This window comes from Pseudomonas sp. ICBG1301, from assembly GCF_016918385.1.
Lineage (GTDB): Bacteria > Pseudomonadota > Gammaproteobacteria > Pseudomonadales > Pseudomonadaceae > Aquipseudomonas > Aquipseudomonas palleroniana.
Window position 1 is genome coordinate 14,120 of the sequence record NZ_JAEKGB010000018.1, and the last position, 16,941, is coordinate 31,060.

The window sequence follows — 16,941 nt, forward strand, 5'->3', positions numbered from 1 at the left end:
CGGGCTTCAATCCCATAACAGAATTTGCAGGTTCGACTTGACCGGCACGGTCAACCCATTGGTGCCGCTCACCGGGGTTTGTGTGCCGCGCAGCGGGTCGTACAGGGTCGCGCTGCTCAGGTTCGGCAGGTGTGCGTTACCGCCCTGTGCCGACCAGAAGTACCACAGCTTATGGCCGTCGGCGCGGGTCCAGCCGATGCTGAACAGGCCGTCGGGTAACTGGTCGGCGGTGGGCGGATCGCCGGGGGTCAGTTGCGGCCCGCTCACATCGAGGAAGTTCTTCAGCGCTGTGTAGGACGGCTTGGGGTTGGCGTTGATGTCGAGCAAACCGTAGGACTGGTCGCGCACGCTGGCCCGCTGGTCAAGGTCACTGAGGGTGAACAGGAAGATCTTGTCAAAGTCCATCGCGCTCATCAGCGCCACCCGGCGTACCACGTAGTCAGCCTGCTGCTGCCGGGTGATGAGGTCTTGCGCCTCTTTGGGCCCCGGGTAATTCGACCAGCCCCACTCGGTGCTCCACAGGGTTTTCACGCCCTCTGCGCGCAGGGACTGGTTGAGTGCCTGGGTCTTGGCGACGAAGTCCAGGTTGGCCGGATCATTGCCCTCGGGCAGCTGGTTGTAGGGGTGATAGGACACCACCGTATTCAGGCGGTTTACGCCCAGGGCGCTGAGGGCGCTGAGCATCGTATTGCCGTTGGGCATTTCGCTGAGGAAGGCCATGCCGGCCGCAACCACGGGTTTGTCCGGGTTGACCGAGCGCAAGGCGTTGGTGGTCGCCGTCAACAGGTTGAAATAGCCTGCGGGGTCGGCTACCGGGCGCCAGAAGCCGAGCAAGTTGGGCTCGTTCCAGACTTGCCAGGCGTCGACGCTTGGGTAGCGCTGGGACAACAGCGCCATGCGGTTGGCGAATACATCCGGGTTTTTCGGCGGGTACTGGTCCTGGTACGGCGCACCGGGCGGCGCAGTGGTGGCAAAGGGCGCCGAGCCCACCAGGTAGAACACCGATTTGAGCTGGTTGGTCTGCAGGTTGCCGACCAGTTGGTCCAGCGTCGCAACCTGATACTGACCTTCTGCAGGCTCCAACTGGTCCCAGTGCAGGTCCAGGCGCACCCACTGCAAGCCCAGGGCTTTGAGTTTGTCGATCTGCTGTTGATACAGCGCGGGGCTGAACCACAGGAATTGCGCGTTCACTCCCAGGAAATCCTTCCACACCAGCACTTTGTTGCCTTTGAGCACATGGCTCTCGGCATCGGCCTGGCGGCCCCACAGAAAAACGCTCAGGCCGAGCGCGACGATCACGAGCAGTGAGGCGAACCAAGTCCGTTTATGCGCCATAGGGTGCTCCTGCAATGGCTTGCTCAAAAAGGTCCTTGAACTTCTGCGCGGTCAACGGCCACAGGCGTGCGCGGCCGATTTGCGCGGCGCGTTCAGCCCAGTCCTGCGCCAGTGTCGGTGTATTCGCCAGACGCAACAGTTGCTCGCTCAATGCGCCCACATCGCCCTGGGGAAAGATCAAGCCATTGCCGCTGGCGACCTCCTCGGCAAACGCGCGCGCATCCGAAGTGATCGCCCCGCGCCCACACGCGGCGGCCCAGGACAGCGCGCCACTGGTGCCGCGCTGGCGGCCCAGCAGGCCGAGTTTTTTCGATTCGCGATACGGCAGCACCATCACATGGTGCGCCTGGATCGTCTGGGCAATCTCGCTGGCCGGCAGGTTCAGCCGCCAGTCGATGGAGCCCGCCAGGCCGAGGTCGGCGATCTGGCTGTTCAACTGCTCCAGGTAATTGCCGCCTGCGCCGAACGCCATTTCGGCGGCAGTGCCACCGGCCAGGGTCAGGCGCACACGGTCACGCAATTGGGGGGCTTGCTTGAAGACGGCGGCCAGGGCCTGCAACAAGTCTTCAATGCCTTTGCCACGGTAGATGAAACCGAAATACAGCAGGCGCAGCGTGTCCAGCGACGGCAAGGCTGCCGGCGCAATCGCCAGGTTGGCGTGGTTGATCACGGCCACTTTGCCCGCAGGTAAGCGCATGCGCTCGCTCAGGCAGTCGGCGCCCAGGCGGGTGAGGGTGACCAGCCGGGTCAGGTCCTGGGCGACGCGGCGTTCTTCGCTCAAGGTCAGCGGGTCTGCCAGCACCACCGCTGCCTGGGGCAGTGGGCTGGGCAAACGTTCCAACAGGTTCAGCGGGAAGGGCAAACGCTCCCGGCGCCAGACCATGCGCTCCGGGTCATGCACGGTTGCGGTCAGCGGTAGCTTGGGGAACGCCTTGCGCAACTCGCGCAAGGCCAGGAATTCTCCCAATCGCCCACCGCCCAGTTCGGCGTGGACCAGGTCCACACCTTGCCAGTCGAACGCGGCGATGGCTTGGCTGATGGCAACGCTGTTGCCTGCCACGCCGCTCAACGGTGTCACCACCGTCACCCCCAGTTGCTCCAAAGCCGTCTTGAAATGGTTCGCGTAGTCGGCGATCCCGTTCTTTTCCGGCGGCAAGGGCGCAAGCAGGGCGATGCGCATCAGAACGCCCCCCGGTACTTGGCGATGTTTTGCAGCACCTTGGCCGGTACTTCGAACTTGCGTCGGTTGATGATGATGCCGTCGACTTTGCCAAACGCCGTGTTGAGGATCGACAGGGCATGTTCCACCACCGGCACCGTGCTCTTTTGCGCTTCCACCACCAGTGCGATCAGGTCGGCGCGGCGCAGCGTGACGAACGCATCGCGGTTATCCAGCAGGGCCGAAGCATCCAGCAGAACCACTTCTCCCTGTGCCGCCGGTGCAGCGCCGCCGACGCGCACGTTGATGCCGTTCTCTTGCAGCAATTGGCGCAATTGTTCCACCACAAAGGTCACGCCTTCACCGTGGCGCGCCGAAGTCAGCCCCAGCGTCATGCCCTGTTCGGCAATGCGCTCCAGTTGCAGCAAACCGTACAGCCGGTAAATGCTCGCATTGAACGCGTTGGTGCCTTGGGCGGTGCTGGTGTCCAGTTCCGGCAGGGTGGTCCACAGCGGCAAGCCGAATTTGCGCTCCACCAGGCCGCCATCGTGAATGCGCTGGTCCAGCAGGTAGCACAGGTAGATCACCAACAGGCCGACGACGATGGCAAACGGGATCGCCAACATCAGCATCACCAGGGTTTTCGGGAAGACGCGGCCCGGGTTCAGGGTGGCTTCTTCGATCACCGCGATGTTGCTGATCTGGCTGTTATCCAGTTCACGGTCGATGCGCGATTTTTCCAGGTTGTCCACATACAGCGCGTAGTTGCGCTCGGTGGCGCTCAACTCGCGAGAAAGGCGCGCCAGCTCCGGCTCAATCTCCAGGGCCTGCTTGCGCTGGGCTTCGAGGTTGACCAGTTGTTTCTGTTGCTGAACCAACTGAGTACGCAGCGCCAGGTTGTTGCTCGACTCATCCAGCAGCACGCGCTGCAAGTGGATTTCCAGGGTGTTCGGCGCACGGTTTTCCGAGCTCTGCACCGTGTTGCTCTCACTGGCGACCTGGGCCTGCATGGCAAGGATCGAGGCGTCCAGCGCTTTGACCGGCGGTGCATTGTCGGTGTAGGTGCGCATCATATCGGCCTTTTCCAGCAGCTTCTGGTTGAGCAGGCGACGCAAATCCTGCTGCTGCGGGTTCAGGGCGATCTGGCGAACCGTGGTCACTTCCTTGGGCTGGGTCTTGAGCTGGTTGCGAGTGCTCTCCAGGGCGCTGTCGGAAGAGGCGATCAGGCGGGTGGTGTTGAAGGTCTCGCCGCGCAGCACGTTGATGCGCTCGGACAAGTCCTCCAGGCGGTCGGTAATGCTCGCCGCGCCGATCTCGTTGAGGTGCGTGAGGATCTGTTGCTTATAGCTCTTGATCTCGTTGGCGCTGGTGTTGACCTGGCCCTCGTAGAACGCGTACAGGCTCTTGCGGCCCAGGGCCTGGGTGCGTTCGCTGATGTAGGTCTCGATCCAGTTTTTGACCACCGCCTGGGCAATTTCCGGGTCGCCCCATTTGAAGCTGATATCCATCACCGTGGACCCCGCGGCGTGGCTCACCTCGAAGTTTTTCTCCAGGCTGGCGGCCAGGCGTTCCACCGGGGTGGTTTTTTCGATGATACCGACGGTTTCCAGCACTACACGCACGCCGTCGAACACGGCACCGATGCCGCTCTTGACGTAGTACTTGGTGCGCTTCCAGAAACCTTCCGGCGGCGGTGCATTTTCAATCACTTCCAGGTAGTGCTCGGCCACCGCGCGCACGATCGGGCGACCGGTCAGCAGGCGCTCTTCGTCGACAATCGGGTCGCGCTGGGTGCTGGGCATCACCAGCGCCTGGCGGTTGCTGATCTCGATCGGCAAGGTCGAGTCACGCCCAGGCTTGACCAGCAGGCGCGCAGTGGACTCGTACTTGGCCGGCAGCAGGAAGGCCCCCAGTAACATGATGACCAGCGCCGCGATGGCCGCCAGCTTGAACTCATGTCTGAAGATGAAGAACAGGCGCAGAAGATCCCGAAAAGAACGGATCTCGATCATGGGATGTCGCTCCTTTAGTTGTTGCTGCCGCTGGTTCGGGTGTAGTTGTAGCCAACCCCGATCGACTTGGTGAACGGAATCAACTGGTTCAAGTAGGTATCCACCCCTTGGATGCGTTCGCCCACGTTGGATTTGGGCACGAACACCACATCGCCGCGTTGCAGGCGCACTTGTTTGCGCCCGTTAGGCCCGGTCTTGAGGTATTGGCTGAAGTCCAGGAAGTAGGCACGGTAGGCGCCCTGGGCATCTTCGCGCAGCAGCGCGACCATGCTTGCGTTGCCGGACGGGTTCACCCCGCCGGCGCCGACAATCGCCTGTTCCAGCGTGTTGGCCGTGCCGATTTGCACTGCCGTCGGGTTGTTCACCGCGCCGCCGACGATCACCGAGTTACCCGGTGCCTGGTTGATGTTCACCGTCACCCGCGGCTCGCGATACACCGGCGCCAGCTTGTTGCTCAGCTCGGTGGCCAGCTCCGAGGGCTGGCGCCCGGCGACCTGAATCGGTCCCAGGAAGGGATAGTTGATCTTGCCGTCGGCCTGCACCGTGTATAGCGTCAGCTCATAGATGGTGCTGACGTTGAACGCTGACAGCGTCGGCATTTCTCCGGCATCGCGCACGATGCGCAACTGGTCGCCGACGCGGATACGTTCCACGGCCGGCGGCAGTTGGGCCAGTTGGTCGAGGGCGCGTTTGCCTTCCTCGACCGTCTTGTCGTCCGGTGGGACGATGCGTGCGGGCGTATTGCAGGCGGCCAATGCCATCATGGCCAGGACGAGCAAGGTTCGTTTCATCAAGGGGGACTTCCTGTGGGTCATGTGCTCACCTCCAATAACCGGGGAACATGCTGATGCGCCGCTTGAGGGCGATGGGTAGCCGGCGTTCCTGATGGCCCAGCCGATAGCCGAGCAACTTGAACGCGCTGCGCACCAGTACTTCGGGTACGCGATGCAATGCACCGGCAGCACGCAATGCTGCGAGCTCCGCCAGTACATAGCGTTTACCTTCTCCGCCGGCATCGCCGAATGCCTCGCGTATCCACGGCTCGCGACCGTAGAACACGCCAATGTCGAAGTAGCGGTGGAACTCATCCATGAGGCGGTAATCGTGGGAGTGATACACCTGCGCGGACGCGGCGTAGCGCACCTGGTAGCCTTCAAGCAGCATGCGTGCGGCCACATAGGCGTCTTCGCTGCCGATCACGTCGGCGGGAAAACCGCCGACGGCCTGCAATGCGCTGCGTCGGTACACAGAAAACGAATCGGAGCTGAAGCAGGTCTTGATCCCCAGCTCCGGAGCATCGGCCAGGCTCTTGCTGCGGCTCTGGTCCGGGTAGTTGAAGTGCCGCGATTGCGCGCCCAGTACCCCGGCGTCCGGGTGCGGCAGTTGGCGGCCATACGCAACGCCGTTGAGCGGGTCTTCCTGCAATTCGCGCAACAGGTTGGCGAAGGTCTCGGGGGTTGCCGGGATTGCGTCCTGGGTCATCACGATCAACGCATCGCCGTCCACTTGCTCGCTGGCCCAGCGCCGGGTGCCGCCATGGTTGAAGTCCCGCGCGTCGATGACCTCGACCCGCGCGCCGAATTCGCGAAACCGCGCCACGGTGTCGTCGCTGGAGGCGCTGTCGACCACCAGCATGTCGTCCGGTTGCAGCGTCTGCATTTTCAGCGCCGGCAGCAGTCGTGCCAGGTGGCTGGAGGCGTTGCGGGTCGGGATGATCAACGAGGTCCGCATGTCACTTTTTCACCTCGACCGGGGCACGCCCATAGATGTCGTCGAAGCGCACGATGTCGTCTTCGCCCAGGTACTCGCCGCTCTGCACTTCGATCATCACCAGGTCGATGATGCCGGGGTTGGTCAGACGGTGTTTGTGCCCGGCCGGGATATAGGTGGATTCGTTGGCGTTGATCAGGAATTCGCGGTCGCCATTGGTGATTTGTGCGGCGCCGCTGACCACCACCCAGTGTTCACTGCGGTGGTGATGCATCTGCAACGACAACGATGCTTGCGGCTTGACCACGATGCGCTTGATCTTGAACCGGCTGCTTTCCTCCAGCACGGTGTAGGTGCCCCAGGGCCGGGTGACCGTGCGGTGCAGGCTGAACGCCGGGTGGTTCTGGCGCTTGAGTTCGGCCACGATGTAGCGCACGTCCTGGCTGCGGTGGGCATCGGCGATCAGCAGGGCATCGGGGGTGTCGACGATGATCAGGTCTTTCACGCCCACGGCGCCGAGTACGCGCTTGGGCGAGTCGATATAGCAGTTGTGCACGTCATGCAGGATCGCTTCGCCGTTGACCTGGTTGCCATGGGCATCACTCGGGGTGAGCTGGCGCAGGGCTTCCCAGGAACCGATGTCGCTCCACCCGATGTCGCAGGGCACCACGGCCACTTGGCTGGACTTTTCCATCAAGGCCACGTCGATGGAAATATCCGGTGCGCTGCCGAACGCTTCAGCGTCCAGTTCACGCTGGCGCGAGGTTTTGTTCTGCAGGTGCTGGCTGTGCTCCAGCGCCGCTTTTGCGGCCGCCAGTACGTCGGGGGCGTGGGTTGCCAGCTCATCCACCAGGGTGCTGGCCTTGAAGCAGAACATGCCGGCGTTCCACAGGTGCTTGCCGCCGTCGAGATAGCCTTGGGCGGTGGCCAGGTCCGGTTTTTCGACAAAGCGTTTGACCCGGTTGCCGGTGCTCAAGGCTTCGCCTTTTTCGATGTAGCCGAAGCCGGTTTCCGGGTGGTCGGGCTGAATGCCGAAGGTCACCAGGTAGCCGGCTTCGGCCAGGTCGCGGGCCTGGGTCACGGCTTGGGCGAACGCGACTTCATTCAAGATCAAATGGTCGGCGGGCATCACCAGCAATTGCGCGTCGCCGCCGAAGTGTTCCTGCACATGCAACGCGGCGACGGCGATGGCCGCCGCCGTGTTGCGGCCGAACGGTTCCAGCAGCAGGTCCAGGGGCAGGTGGGCCTTGTTGACCCCACGGTAGTCATCCAGGGTGCGGAACAGCAGGTCGCGGTTGGTCACCGTGAGCACGCTTTCCACGCCGGGCAGTTTGGCGGCGCGCTGAAAAGTCTTTTGCAACAGGCTCTGGCCATCACGCATGCGCATGAAGGGCTTGGGCATGTTCTGCCTAGACACCGGCCACAGCCGTGTGCCTGAACCACCCGAGATAATGCAGGGAATTAATCCGTTGAGGGTATTCATCAATACACTTCCTTGGTGGAGAGGACGGCCGGGATCGTCATGCAAACGATGTACAAGTCAAACCACACCGACCACTTGGAGATGTACTCCAGGTCGTATTCGACACGCTTCTGGATTTTGACCAGGGTATCGGTCTCACCCCGGTAGCCATTGATCTGCGCCCAGCCGGTGATGCCCGGCTTGACCCGATGCCTTGAGCTGTATTCGCTCACCGCCACTTCAAACGGAATGCCCGCCGCTTTAGTCGCCGTGGCATGTGGGCGCGGGCCGACCATGGACATATTGCCCAGCAGCACATTGAACAGTTGCGGCAGCTCGTCGATGCTGGTTTTGCGGATGATGCGGCCAACGCGGGTGATGCGTGGGTCTTCGCGGGTGGTCTGCTGTTCGGCGGTGAAGTCGCTCTGTTCGGTAAACATCGAGCGGAACTTGAACACGCGAATCTCGTTGTCGTTGTAGCCATAGCGGTTCTGACGGAACAGCACCGGGCCTTTGGAGTCGAGCTTGATCGCAATGGCCGTCACCAGCATCACCGGCGAAAACACCACCAGTGCCAGGCTGGCCAGCAGCAAGTCTTCACAGCGCTTGATAAACGGTGACCACCCGCGCAGCGGCAATTGCGAGGTGTTGAACATCAGGATACCGCCGACGTCGGTGATGCGGCTGTGGCCGTAGCGCAGGGCGGCCATGTCAGGCACCAGCATCACATTCACCGACATCTGCCGCAGGCGATTGACCAGCCCGTGGATACGTTGCTCGGCGGCCCAAGGCAGGCAGATCATCACTTGGTTGACCTGTTCGGCGCGGATCAGTTTTTCCAGGTCGCGGGTGTTGCCCAGCAACGGCAGTCTGCTGAGTTCCTTGGGAATGCGCTCGGTGCGATCGTCGATAAAACCGATCAGGCCGGAGCGGATATCGCCGTTGCGTTGCAGGTGGTCGGCCACATGTACGGCGGTGTCGGTGAAGCCCAGGATCACCGTGCGTTGCAGGTATTTGCCCTTGCGCATCAGGTTGCGATACAGGCGCAGCACCCCCAAACGCTCCACACAGAACAAACCGAGGCTGGCGATGTACCAGACCACCAGGTTGCGTGGGGTCAGTTGCGGGAAGAACTGCAGGATCTGATACATGAACAGCAAGATGCAGAACGCCGCAGACCACGCCACGATGTTGCTGCGCAGGCGCAGGCGATTACTGAAAAGCTCCTCGGAATAAATACCCAGGGCTTGAAACAGAATGATGGTCAGCACCGCAAAAAACAGCAGCAGGCCGAGGAAGTGGGAACGCAATTCATGGGCCATCGGGTCGAGGAACAATACCAGGACCAGAGGCGGCAAGATCGCAGTCAGGCCATGAATCAATTTGACGAATACAACAAAAAACTCAACAAAACCGGCACGGGTCAAAAACAGGCTGTCGACCGATGACTTCTCGCGCATAAAAACATCCCTCATCGCACTCCAAGCTCAATGTTCGAGAGTTGGTCCGATAGGCAGCGGGCTGCTATCAGGGGCAAGTCGAACGACGGCTACTCTGTGTCAAACGCAACCATTCCATTCACGTGGAGTCAGCCAAATGAAGGAGATCGGTGGGGGCAGTCGCTGAAGGATGTTTTATTTTCGAGCATTAGTCAATAACTTGACCATTTTGCATTTTTCAAAAGTTAGGCATTCTAAATAATTTTTATCTGTCATTTTATTGGCGCTCCTTGTCCGATGCCGTCTGATGTCGGGTGTGATTTGGAGTGTAGAAACAAATGTGGGAGTTTTCCTGTACAAGGTGAAAACCTTTTTCCAACTAGAGGTAGGAAAAGGGGGCAGGCGGGAATTGGGGGCGGAGCGCGTTGCGTGTTCTGTCGCCATGACTGGCCGGGAAGAATGTATCCAGCACAATTTTTTGTAGGCGCAAGGTCAGCCACTTAGTCTGTAAGCTTTCCTGACTGGACGGCGTGAGCATGATCGATTTGGCAACCCTGGCGGTTTTTTCAGGCGCGGTCTTACTGTTGCTGTTGTCTCCGGGGCCGAACATGGCTTTTGTGATCAGTCACGGGGTGAGTTATGGCTGGCGCGGTGGCGTGGCGTCGAGCCTGGGGATCTGCGTCGCGGATTTACTCCTGACGGTTTTGACCGCCACCGGCTTGACCGCACTGGTCGCCAGTTGGCCGCCTGCGTTTGATTTGATTCGCTATGCCGGGGTGATCTATTTGTTGTGGCTGGCGTACAAGACGTTGCAAAAAAAGGCCAGCCTGGACTTGGCCCAGGTTCGTCATGTGCGCTTGGGCCACGTGTTCGTGCAGGCCATGCTCAACAGTTTGCTCAATCCGAAGGCGCTGCTGTTTTTCATGGTGTTCCTGCCGCAGTTCGTCAGGCCCGAGGCAGGCTCCATTGCGATACAACTGTTGGTGCTGGGGTGCGTTCTGACCTTGATCGCCGGCGTGTTTCATGGATTGCTGGGGATGTTCGGCGGTGCGCTCAGCCGCTTTTTTGCCGGAGCCGGCCAGAGCGCCAGGCTCCAGCAATGGGGCCTGGCGACGGTGCTGATGCTGTTGGCCGCGCGCTTGGCGGTGATGTCACGTCCGGCCTGAGCACCGCTGTCAGCTCAACCGTGCGGCTGCCCGGGCGACAATTTCACCCCGCACCCGACGCGGCTCCGCCGTGCGTTTTCGGGCTTCCTCCAGCACTGCCTCGGGCGCGGTGTCCGGGCTGCCGGCGTCGAACGGCGGCGCCGGCGCGTATTCAATCTGCAGCTGGACCAACTGGGCGGCGTCCTCGCCGTACAACTCCGCAGCCAGCGTCAGGGCAAAGTCGATCCCGGCGGTGATGCCGCCTCCGGTGAACAAGTTGCCGTCACGCACTACACGTGCCTGCACTGGGATTGCCCCCAGCGGCGCAAGCAGGTGGTGATAGGCCCAATGGGTGGTGGCCTTGCGACCGCGCAGCAGACCCGCCGCACCGAGCACCAGGGAGCCGGTGCACACTGATGTCACATAGCGCGCCGTGTGGGCCTGCTCCTTGAGAAAATCCAGGGTCTGTGGGTCTTCCATCAATGCGCCCACGCCGGTGCCACCGGGCACGCAAATCACATCCAGGCGCGGACAATCGGCATAGCTCATGGTCGGTGTGAAGACCATGCCGGTGCTGGAGGTGACCGGCGCCAGGTCTTTCCACACGAGGTGCAGTTGCACATCCGGCAGTGCGCCCAACACGTCGTAGGGGCCGGTCAGGTCTAGTTGCTGGACGCCGGGGAACAACAGAAAGCCGATCTGCAAAGTCATGGATAAAGCTCCAGAAGAGGGGTGGACGGCTTCACTCTAGAGGCCTAGGCTTTGGCGCATACGCCATTGAGCCCACAGATCACGCCAATCATGCCCAGAATCATCCACGTCCTCGCTTTCGAAAATGCACAGGTGCTTGATGTCACCGGGCCGTTGCAGGTGTTCGCCTCGACCAACGATCTTGCCCGGCAGCGCGGGCTACCGTTGCCCTACGCGGTGTCGGTGATCGCTGCCCAGGCCGCGCCGGTCACGACCTCCGCCGGCCTGGCACTGGTGGCCGAACCGCTGCCGCCGGCCGACACGCCCGTCGATACCCTGGTGATCGCCGGTGGCTGGGGCGTTTACGGGGCTGCCGAGGATCCGGTGCTGGTCGACTGGGTACGCGAAAAAGCCCGACACACCCGACGCATGGCCTCGGTGTGTACCGGGGCTTTCCTGCTGGCCGCCAGTGGCGTGCTCGACGGTCGCCGCGTGGCCACCCACTGGACCCGCTGCGAAGAACTGGCGCGCAAGTTTCCTGCGCTGACGGTGGAGTCCAATCCGATTTTCATCCAGCAGGGCTCGGTATGGACCTCTGCCGGTGTGACCGCCGGTATCGACCTGTGCCTGGCGCTGGTGGAGGAGGACCTGGGGCGCGCCGTTGCCATGGAGGTCGCGCGGCATCTGGTGGTTTTCCTCAAGCGTCCGGGTGGGCAATCGCAGTTCAGCGTGGCGCTGTCCTTGCAAAGAGGCGATAGTCGTTTTGCCGAGTTGCACGCCTGGATCGCGGACAACCTGAACCTGGACCTCAACCTCTCAACCCTGGCCGCCAAGGCGTGCATGAGTGAACGCAGTTTTGTCCGCCACTACCGTGCTGAAACCGGCCAGACCCCGGCGCGCGCGGTCGAACTGATCCGTGTGGAAGCCGCTCGCCGGCAGTTGGCCGATAGCACGCTGCCGATCAAACGCATCGCCGTGCAATGCGGGTTCGGTTGTGAAGAAACCCTGCGTCGCAGCTTTTTACGGGCGCTGGCGGTGACGCCCCAGGCTTACCGTGAACGCTTTTCACCGGTGTCGTAAGCGAGCAATTCCAGCAACGCCGCCAGGGTCGCCTGCGGCGCTTCCTGTGGGATGTTGTGGCCCACGCCGGGCAAGACTTCACGCCGGTAAAAACCGCTGAAGTGCGCCACATCGTCATCCTCCACCGCAGGAGGCCCCACACCATCATCGGCACCGCACAGCGAAATACTCGGCACCGAAATCGGCGGTTGAAGCGTCAGCGCCTGCTCGATGGTTTCCAGCGCCGGATCGCCGGGTGCGTACATGAAACGGTGGCGGTAGGAATGAATCACCACCTCGACAAAGTCCGGGTTATCAAACGATGGCGCGGTCTGGCCGTAGAGGCCCGGACCCTCGGCCCAGGTCGGTGACCACAACCGCCACAGCAGTTCGCACAGCTCGCGGCGATTGGCCGTCAGCCCCTCCACGCCACGCGGAGTGTGAAAATAGTACTGGTACCACAACCGATGCTCCGTCTGCGGTGCTCGCGGCGTAAGCGAGCGGGCGATGTCCTGGATGTTGTAGCCATCCCCCGTCACCAGCCCGCGCACGCGTTCGGGCCATAGCGCCGCGACGATACACGCTGCCCGCCCGCCCCAGTCGTAACCGGCCAATGTCGCTCGCGGGATAGACAATGCATCCATGAAGTCCAGCAGATCCTTGGCCAGCGCCGCCTGCTGCCCGGAACGCATCACCTGATCGTGGATAAACCGCGTCGGACCATAACCGCGCAGGTAGGGCACCAGCACCCGATAGCCGCGCTCGGCCAGTACCGGCGCAATCTCATCGTAGCCGCGAGGGTCATAGGGGAAACCATGCAGCAGGATCACCGGCTCGCCATCAAGCGGGCCCTGGGCTTCATAGGCCACATCGAGCATGGACGTACGGACATAGAACAGCGCAGCGGTCGAGGTCATGGTGGGCTCCGATGAGTGGGCCGAAGGTTTTCAGACTCTAGACGAAACATCAGGGCTGCCAGACGGTTTTCACCCCGCTGAGCTTACGATCCAGAAACGTCGCCGCACTGATCAGCGCCAAATGGCTCAATGCCTGCGGCGTGTTACCCAAATGCCGGGCCTGGCCGTCGAACTCCTCGGCATACAAGCCCAACGGGTTGGCGTAGCGCAGCAATTGTTCGAACTCCAGGTGGGCCTTTTCCACTTGCCCTGCGCGAGCCAAACATTCGACATACCAGAACGAGCACGCCACAAACGCGCCTTCGGTCCCTTGCAGGCCGTCGATCTGGCTGTCGTCGTTGCGATAGCGGTATACCATGCCATCGCGGACCAGGCTTTTCTGGATCGCTTCCAGGGTCGATAACCAACGCGGGTCGGTGGCGGCGACAAAGCGCACCAGCGGCATCAACAGCATCGAACCGTCCAGCGCCGTGCTGCCGATGTGCTGCACAAAATGCCCGCGTTCTTCGTTCCAGAAGTTGCTCCAGATATCGGCGTAGATCGCCTGGCGGGTCTGGTCCCAGCGCGCGAAGGGGGCGGGCAGCGAGCGTTTGGAGGCCAGGCGGATCGCACGGTCCAGGGCGACCCAGCACATCAGTCGTGAATGCAGAAAGTGATGTTGCTCTCCGCGCATCTCCCAGATGCCGACATCCTTCTGGTTCCAGATCTCACAGACCTGATCGACGACTTCCACCGTGTGTTTCCAACCTTCGTGGGAAATGGCTTCACCGTATTTGTTGACCAGGTACACCGCATCCATCAGCTCGCCGTAGATATCCAGCTGGATCTGATCGAACGCTTCGTTGCCGACCCGTACCGGCCTGGCGCCGCCATGGCCACTGAGGTGGTCCAGTTCGACCTCGGGCAACTCCTGGCGCCCGTCGATACCATAGAGGATATTGATTTTGGTCGGTTGGCTGCAGCAATCACTGACCCGGCCCTTGAGCCAGCGCATGTAGGCGTTGGCTTCCTCGACGAAGCCCAGACGCATAAAGGCGTAGACGGTGAACGAGGCATCTCGGATCCAGGTGTAGCGATAGTCCCAGTTACGTTCGCCGCCTGGCGTTTCCGGCAGGCCGAAAGTGGCGGCGGCGATGATTGCGCCGTGTTTGCGCGAGGTCAGCAGTTTCAACGCCAGGGCCGAGCGATTGACCATTTCGCGCCAGCGCCCGCGGTAGTTGGATTGGGCAATCCAACCGCGCCAGAACTTCAAGGTGCGTTCCAGGTACAGGTCGGTACAGCCGTTGGTCACGCGTGGATCGTCAGCGCCGCCCAGCACGAACTCGGCGCCTTGTTCCTGACTGAGGCTGAAGCGGGCGACCGCCGAATCCTCTTCGAGAGTCAACGGGTGGCTGCCGACCAGGCGCAGGTCGGGCTGGCCGTCGGCAGCGAACAGCACGCCGCCCGCTTCGGCGCGGGCGCGTGTCGGCGCCCGGGCATAGTCATGGCGCACGGCGCAGCGCAGGTGAATCGTCGCCGTGCCGCTGACCACCCGTACCCGGCGAATCAGCAGCGGCAAGTCGTTGACCTCTTCACTGACGGTCAACAGATCGGTGATTTCCACCACGGCTTCGTCGCTCAGCCAACGGGTTTGCAGCACGTTGGTGTCGGGCAGGTAGATCTGTTCGCGGCGGGCGTTGGGCAAGTCGGGGGTGAGCTGGAAAACACCCGCTTCAGGCGTACCCAGCAGCGCGCAGAAGATCGATGGGCTGTCGAACTCCGGCCAGCAGAAAAAATCGATGCTGCCCTGGTCGTTGATCAAGGCGGCGCTGCGCATATCGCCAATGATGCCGTGGGCATCGATCGCACTTTGAGGTTCGTTCTGGAAATCAACCATTGCCACGGAACTCCGGATAAAGGCTCATGCCGCCATCGATGAACAGGGTGCTGCCGACCACATAGTCCGACGCATCACTGGCCAGCCAGACCACTGCGTTGGCCACGTCTTCCACGTCGCCGACCCGACCGTAGGGAATCAGCTTGAGCAATTCTTTCTCGGCCGCGCCTTCGGTGGCCGCACGATTGATCGCTGTACGAATCGCCCCCGGCGCGATTCCATTGATGCGGATGCGTTGCTCACTGACTTCCTGGGCGAGGGTGCGCATCAGCATTTCCACGCCGCCCTTGGACGCCGCGTAATTCACATGGCCGGCCCACGGAATGACCTGATGCACCGAGCTCATGTGGATGATTTTACCGGCGGCTCGCGACACGCCCTCACGTACACCCTGGCGATTGAAAATACGCACGGCCGCACGCGCGCAGAGGAACTGGCCGGTGAGGTTGACGCCGATCACGGTGTTCCAGTCGTCGAGGCTCATGTCCACCAGGTTGGCGTCTTTTTGCAGGCCGGAGTTCGCCACCAGAATGTCGAGGTGGCCGAAGGCGTCGAGGGTCTGGGCGAACAGGCGTTCAACGTCGGCCTCCTTGGACACGTCGCCAGCGATGGCCATCGCTCGGCCGCCGCTGGCGTTGATCTGCGCCGCCAGGGCCTCAGCGGGCGCGGCCTGGGAGTTGTAGTTGAGCACCACCGCCGCGCCGGCCTCGGCCAGCGCCTTGGCCGCACCGGCGCCGATGCCGGAACTGGCGCCGGTGACCAGCGCCACTTGTTGCTGCAAGGAAATCTGCATTGCGCACCCACGTTCGAAGAGAGTCCTTTTTGAGGACAGGCTCTGCGGCGTACAAGTTCAGCTTCCAGGAGAAGAAAGCGCTCGCAGCGTCTACGAAGCCCGGGGTGATTCAAACAGGCTGACCAGGCTATGCGGTGTTTCGTTACCAAAGATCAACTCGTGCAGTTCATTGCTTTCAGCCGCTGCTCGTGCGCTGCGCTGGAACATGGTCTGTTCGTATTCATGCAGGGCTGTTTCGACGTCATCAGGGTGTGAAGCAATAGCTTTGCCGAGTTCGGCCCCGTCGTATAAGGCCAGGTTGGCGCCTTCGCCATTCGGGGCGGCAAGGTGTGCGGCATCGCCAATCAGTGTGACTCCAGGCACTCGATTCCAACGGTGCTCAACCGGCAGACTAAAAAGCGGGCGCCATACCCACTCGGTATCGCTTTCTGTGATCAGTGCAGTGAGGGCAGGGGACCAGCCTGCAAACTCCTGTGCGATCCGTGCGGCCGCGCCTGCTCGGTCGGTGAAGTCGATGGCGGCAAACCAGCTTTGCGGTTTGGTGAGCATTATGTAGGTGTGAAGCGTGGCGTCAGGCTCACGGTGTGCCTGGATCCCTTTTCCTGGTTGAAGTGCGAACAGCGCACCGGCACCGACCGCGTTGGCCGTGGCGGGATGCCGGGCGTCGCAGTCATAGAGGTAGGTTTCAATGAGCGAGCGGCCCATGTACTCGGGGATAGCCTTGCTGAGCAGCGGCCTGACCTTTGACCAGGCACCGTCCGCACCTATCAGCAGGTTGGTGACAATGTGAGAGCCGTCGGCGAATGTCACCTCATGCTGGCCTTCGCCGAGGGGACGCACGTTATTGACCTTGTGGCCCCAACGCACGGTATCGGCCGGAAGTGAGCGGAGAAGCATCTTGCGCAGCTCGCCGCGCATGACCTCTGGGCGACCGCCGCTGCCGTCGTCGGGTTGGTCGAATAGAATTGTGCCTGTGTAATCAAGTACGCGAGTCGCCTCGTGCCCCTCCAGGATCAGGGCGCGGAAATCGTCAGCCAAACCCGCAGCCTGCAAGGCCAGTTGGCCGTTGTAGTCGTGGATGTCGAGCATCCCGCCTTGCGCGCGAGCGTTTGCCGATGGCTCAGCTTCATAGACGGTGGCGGTGATGCCGTGGATGTGCAGGACACGGGCCAAAGTGAGACCGCCCAGGCCTGCGCCGATGATGGTGACGGGGATGTGCATAGTGGACCTATTGAATGTGCGGTTTCTTTCAAAAAATTAGACCCAACAGATTACAGAAAAGGACGAACATGCCATTTTTGTCGTTTTTTCTGAAAGCCTACCACTGGGCGAAGGAAGCCATTT

Annotated in this window: 14 protein-coding genes; 2 read left to right on the top strand and 12 right to left on the bottom strand. The window is 61.7% G+C overall.

Features of this window, described 5'->3' with window-relative positions; genetic code table 11:
• Positions 1-6: 6 nt before the first annotated feature.
• The 7 genes from JBE38_RS27105 to JBE38_RS27135 are packed head-to-tail and all read right to left on the bottom strand — an operon-like array spanning position 7 to position 9,138.
• Positions 7-1,335, bottom strand: a complete 1,329-nt coding sequence (locus tag JBE38_RS27105; RefSeq protein WP_205345557.1) for a cellulase family glycosylhydrolase — start codon at positions 1,333-1,335, stop codon at positions 7-9.
• A complete protein-coding gene (locus JBE38_RS27110; RefSeq protein ID WP_205345558.1) occupies positions 1,325-2,515 on the bottom strand; it encodes a glycosyltransferase in 1,191 nt (396 codons plus the stop codon). Before JBE38_RS27110 ends, JBE38_RS27105 begins: the two co-directional genes overlap by 11 nt.
• Positions 2,515-4,506 (bottom strand): GumC family protein, encoded by a 1,992-nt coding sequence (locus JBE38_RS27115; RefSeq protein ID WP_205345559.1) that lies wholly within the window; start codon positions 4,504-4,506, stop codon positions 2,515-2,517. Before JBE38_RS27115 ends, JBE38_RS27110 begins: the two co-directional genes overlap by 1 nt.
• A gap of 14 nt (positions 4,507-4,520) precedes the next feature.
• Positions 4,521-5,297 carry a polysaccharide biosynthesis/export family protein gene (locus JBE38_RS27120; RefSeq protein WP_090372180.1) on the bottom strand — a complete coding sequence of 259 codons (777 nt, stop codon included), beginning with the start codon at positions 5,295-5,297 and terminating at the stop codon, positions 4,521-4,523.
• Positions 5,298-5,325: 28 nt separating this feature from the next.
• Positions 5,326-6,237 (bottom strand): glycosyltransferase family 2 protein, encoded by a 912-nt coding sequence (locus JBE38_RS27125; protein ID WP_205345560.1) that lies wholly within the window; start codon positions 6,235-6,237, stop codon positions 5,326-5,328.
• A gap of 1 nt (position 6,238) precedes the next feature.
• Positions 6,239-7,699, bottom strand: a complete 1,461-nt coding sequence (locus JBE38_RS27130) for a mannose-1-phosphate guanylyltransferase/mannose-6-phosphate isomerase (RefSeq protein WP_205345561.1) — start codon at positions 7,697-7,699, stop codon at positions 6,239-6,241.
• Complete coding sequence (locus JBE38_RS27135; protein ID WP_090372175.1) at positions 7,699-9,138, bottom strand: undecaprenyl-phosphate glucose phosphotransferase; 1,440 nt, start codon at positions 9,136-9,138, stop codon at positions 7,699-7,701. The genes JBE38_RS27130 and JBE38_RS27135 overlap by 1 nt, the downstream gene beginning before the upstream one ends.
• A gap of 515 nt (positions 9,139-9,653) precedes the next feature.
• Between JBE38_RS27135 and JBE38_RS27140 the strand changes: the two genes are divergently transcribed.
• Positions 9,654-10,283, top strand: a complete 630-nt coding sequence (locus JBE38_RS27140) for a LysE family translocator (protein ID WP_205345562.1) — start codon at positions 9,654-9,656, stop codon at positions 10,281-10,283.
• A 9-nt stretch (positions 10,284-10,292) separates the two neighbouring features.
• Here JBE38_RS27140 and inhA read toward each other — a convergent pair whose 3' ends face one another.
• Positions 10,293-10,973, bottom strand: a complete 681-nt coding sequence (gene inhA, locus JBE38_RS27145; RefSeq protein ID WP_205345563.1) for an isonitrile hydratase — start codon at positions 10,971-10,973, stop codon at positions 10,293-10,295.
• Positions 10,974-11,063: 90 nt separating this feature from the next.
• On the opposite strand from inhA, the gene JBE38_RS27150 reads away from it, so the two are divergent.
• Positions 11,064-12,032, top strand: a complete 969-nt coding sequence (locus JBE38_RS27150; RefSeq protein WP_161550192.1) for a GlxA family transcriptional regulator — start codon at positions 11,064-11,066, stop codon at positions 12,030-12,032.
• Here JBE38_RS27150 and JBE38_RS27155 read toward each other — a convergent pair.
• The 4 genes from JBE38_RS27155 to JBE38_RS27170 form a co-directional block, all read right to left on the bottom strand.
• Positions 12,002-12,928, bottom strand: a complete 927-nt coding sequence (locus JBE38_RS27155) for an alpha/beta fold hydrolase (protein ID WP_205345564.1) — start codon at positions 12,926-12,928, stop codon at positions 12,002-12,004. The two genes, JBE38_RS27150 and JBE38_RS27155, sit on opposite strands and share 31 nt — an antisense overlap.
• 49 nt (positions 12,929-12,977) lie before the next feature.
• Positions 12,978-14,804, bottom strand: a complete 1,827-nt coding sequence (locus JBE38_RS27160) for a glycoside hydrolase family 15 protein (RefSeq protein WP_205345565.1) — start codon at positions 14,802-14,804, stop codon at positions 12,978-12,980.
• A complete protein-coding gene (locus JBE38_RS27165) occupies positions 14,797-15,597 on the bottom strand; it encodes a glucose 1-dehydrogenase (RefSeq protein WP_090372162.1) in 801 nt (266 codons plus the stop codon). The genes JBE38_RS27160 and JBE38_RS27165 overlap by 8 nt, the downstream gene beginning before the upstream one ends.
• A 90-nt stretch (positions 15,598-15,687) precedes the next feature.
• On the bottom strand, positions 15,688-16,818 hold the full coding sequence (locus JBE38_RS27170; RefSeq protein ID WP_205345566.1) for an FAD-dependent oxidoreductase: 1,131 nt from the start codon (positions 16,816-16,818) through the stop codon (positions 15,688-15,690).
• Positions 16,819-16,941: the final 123 nt, after the last annotated feature.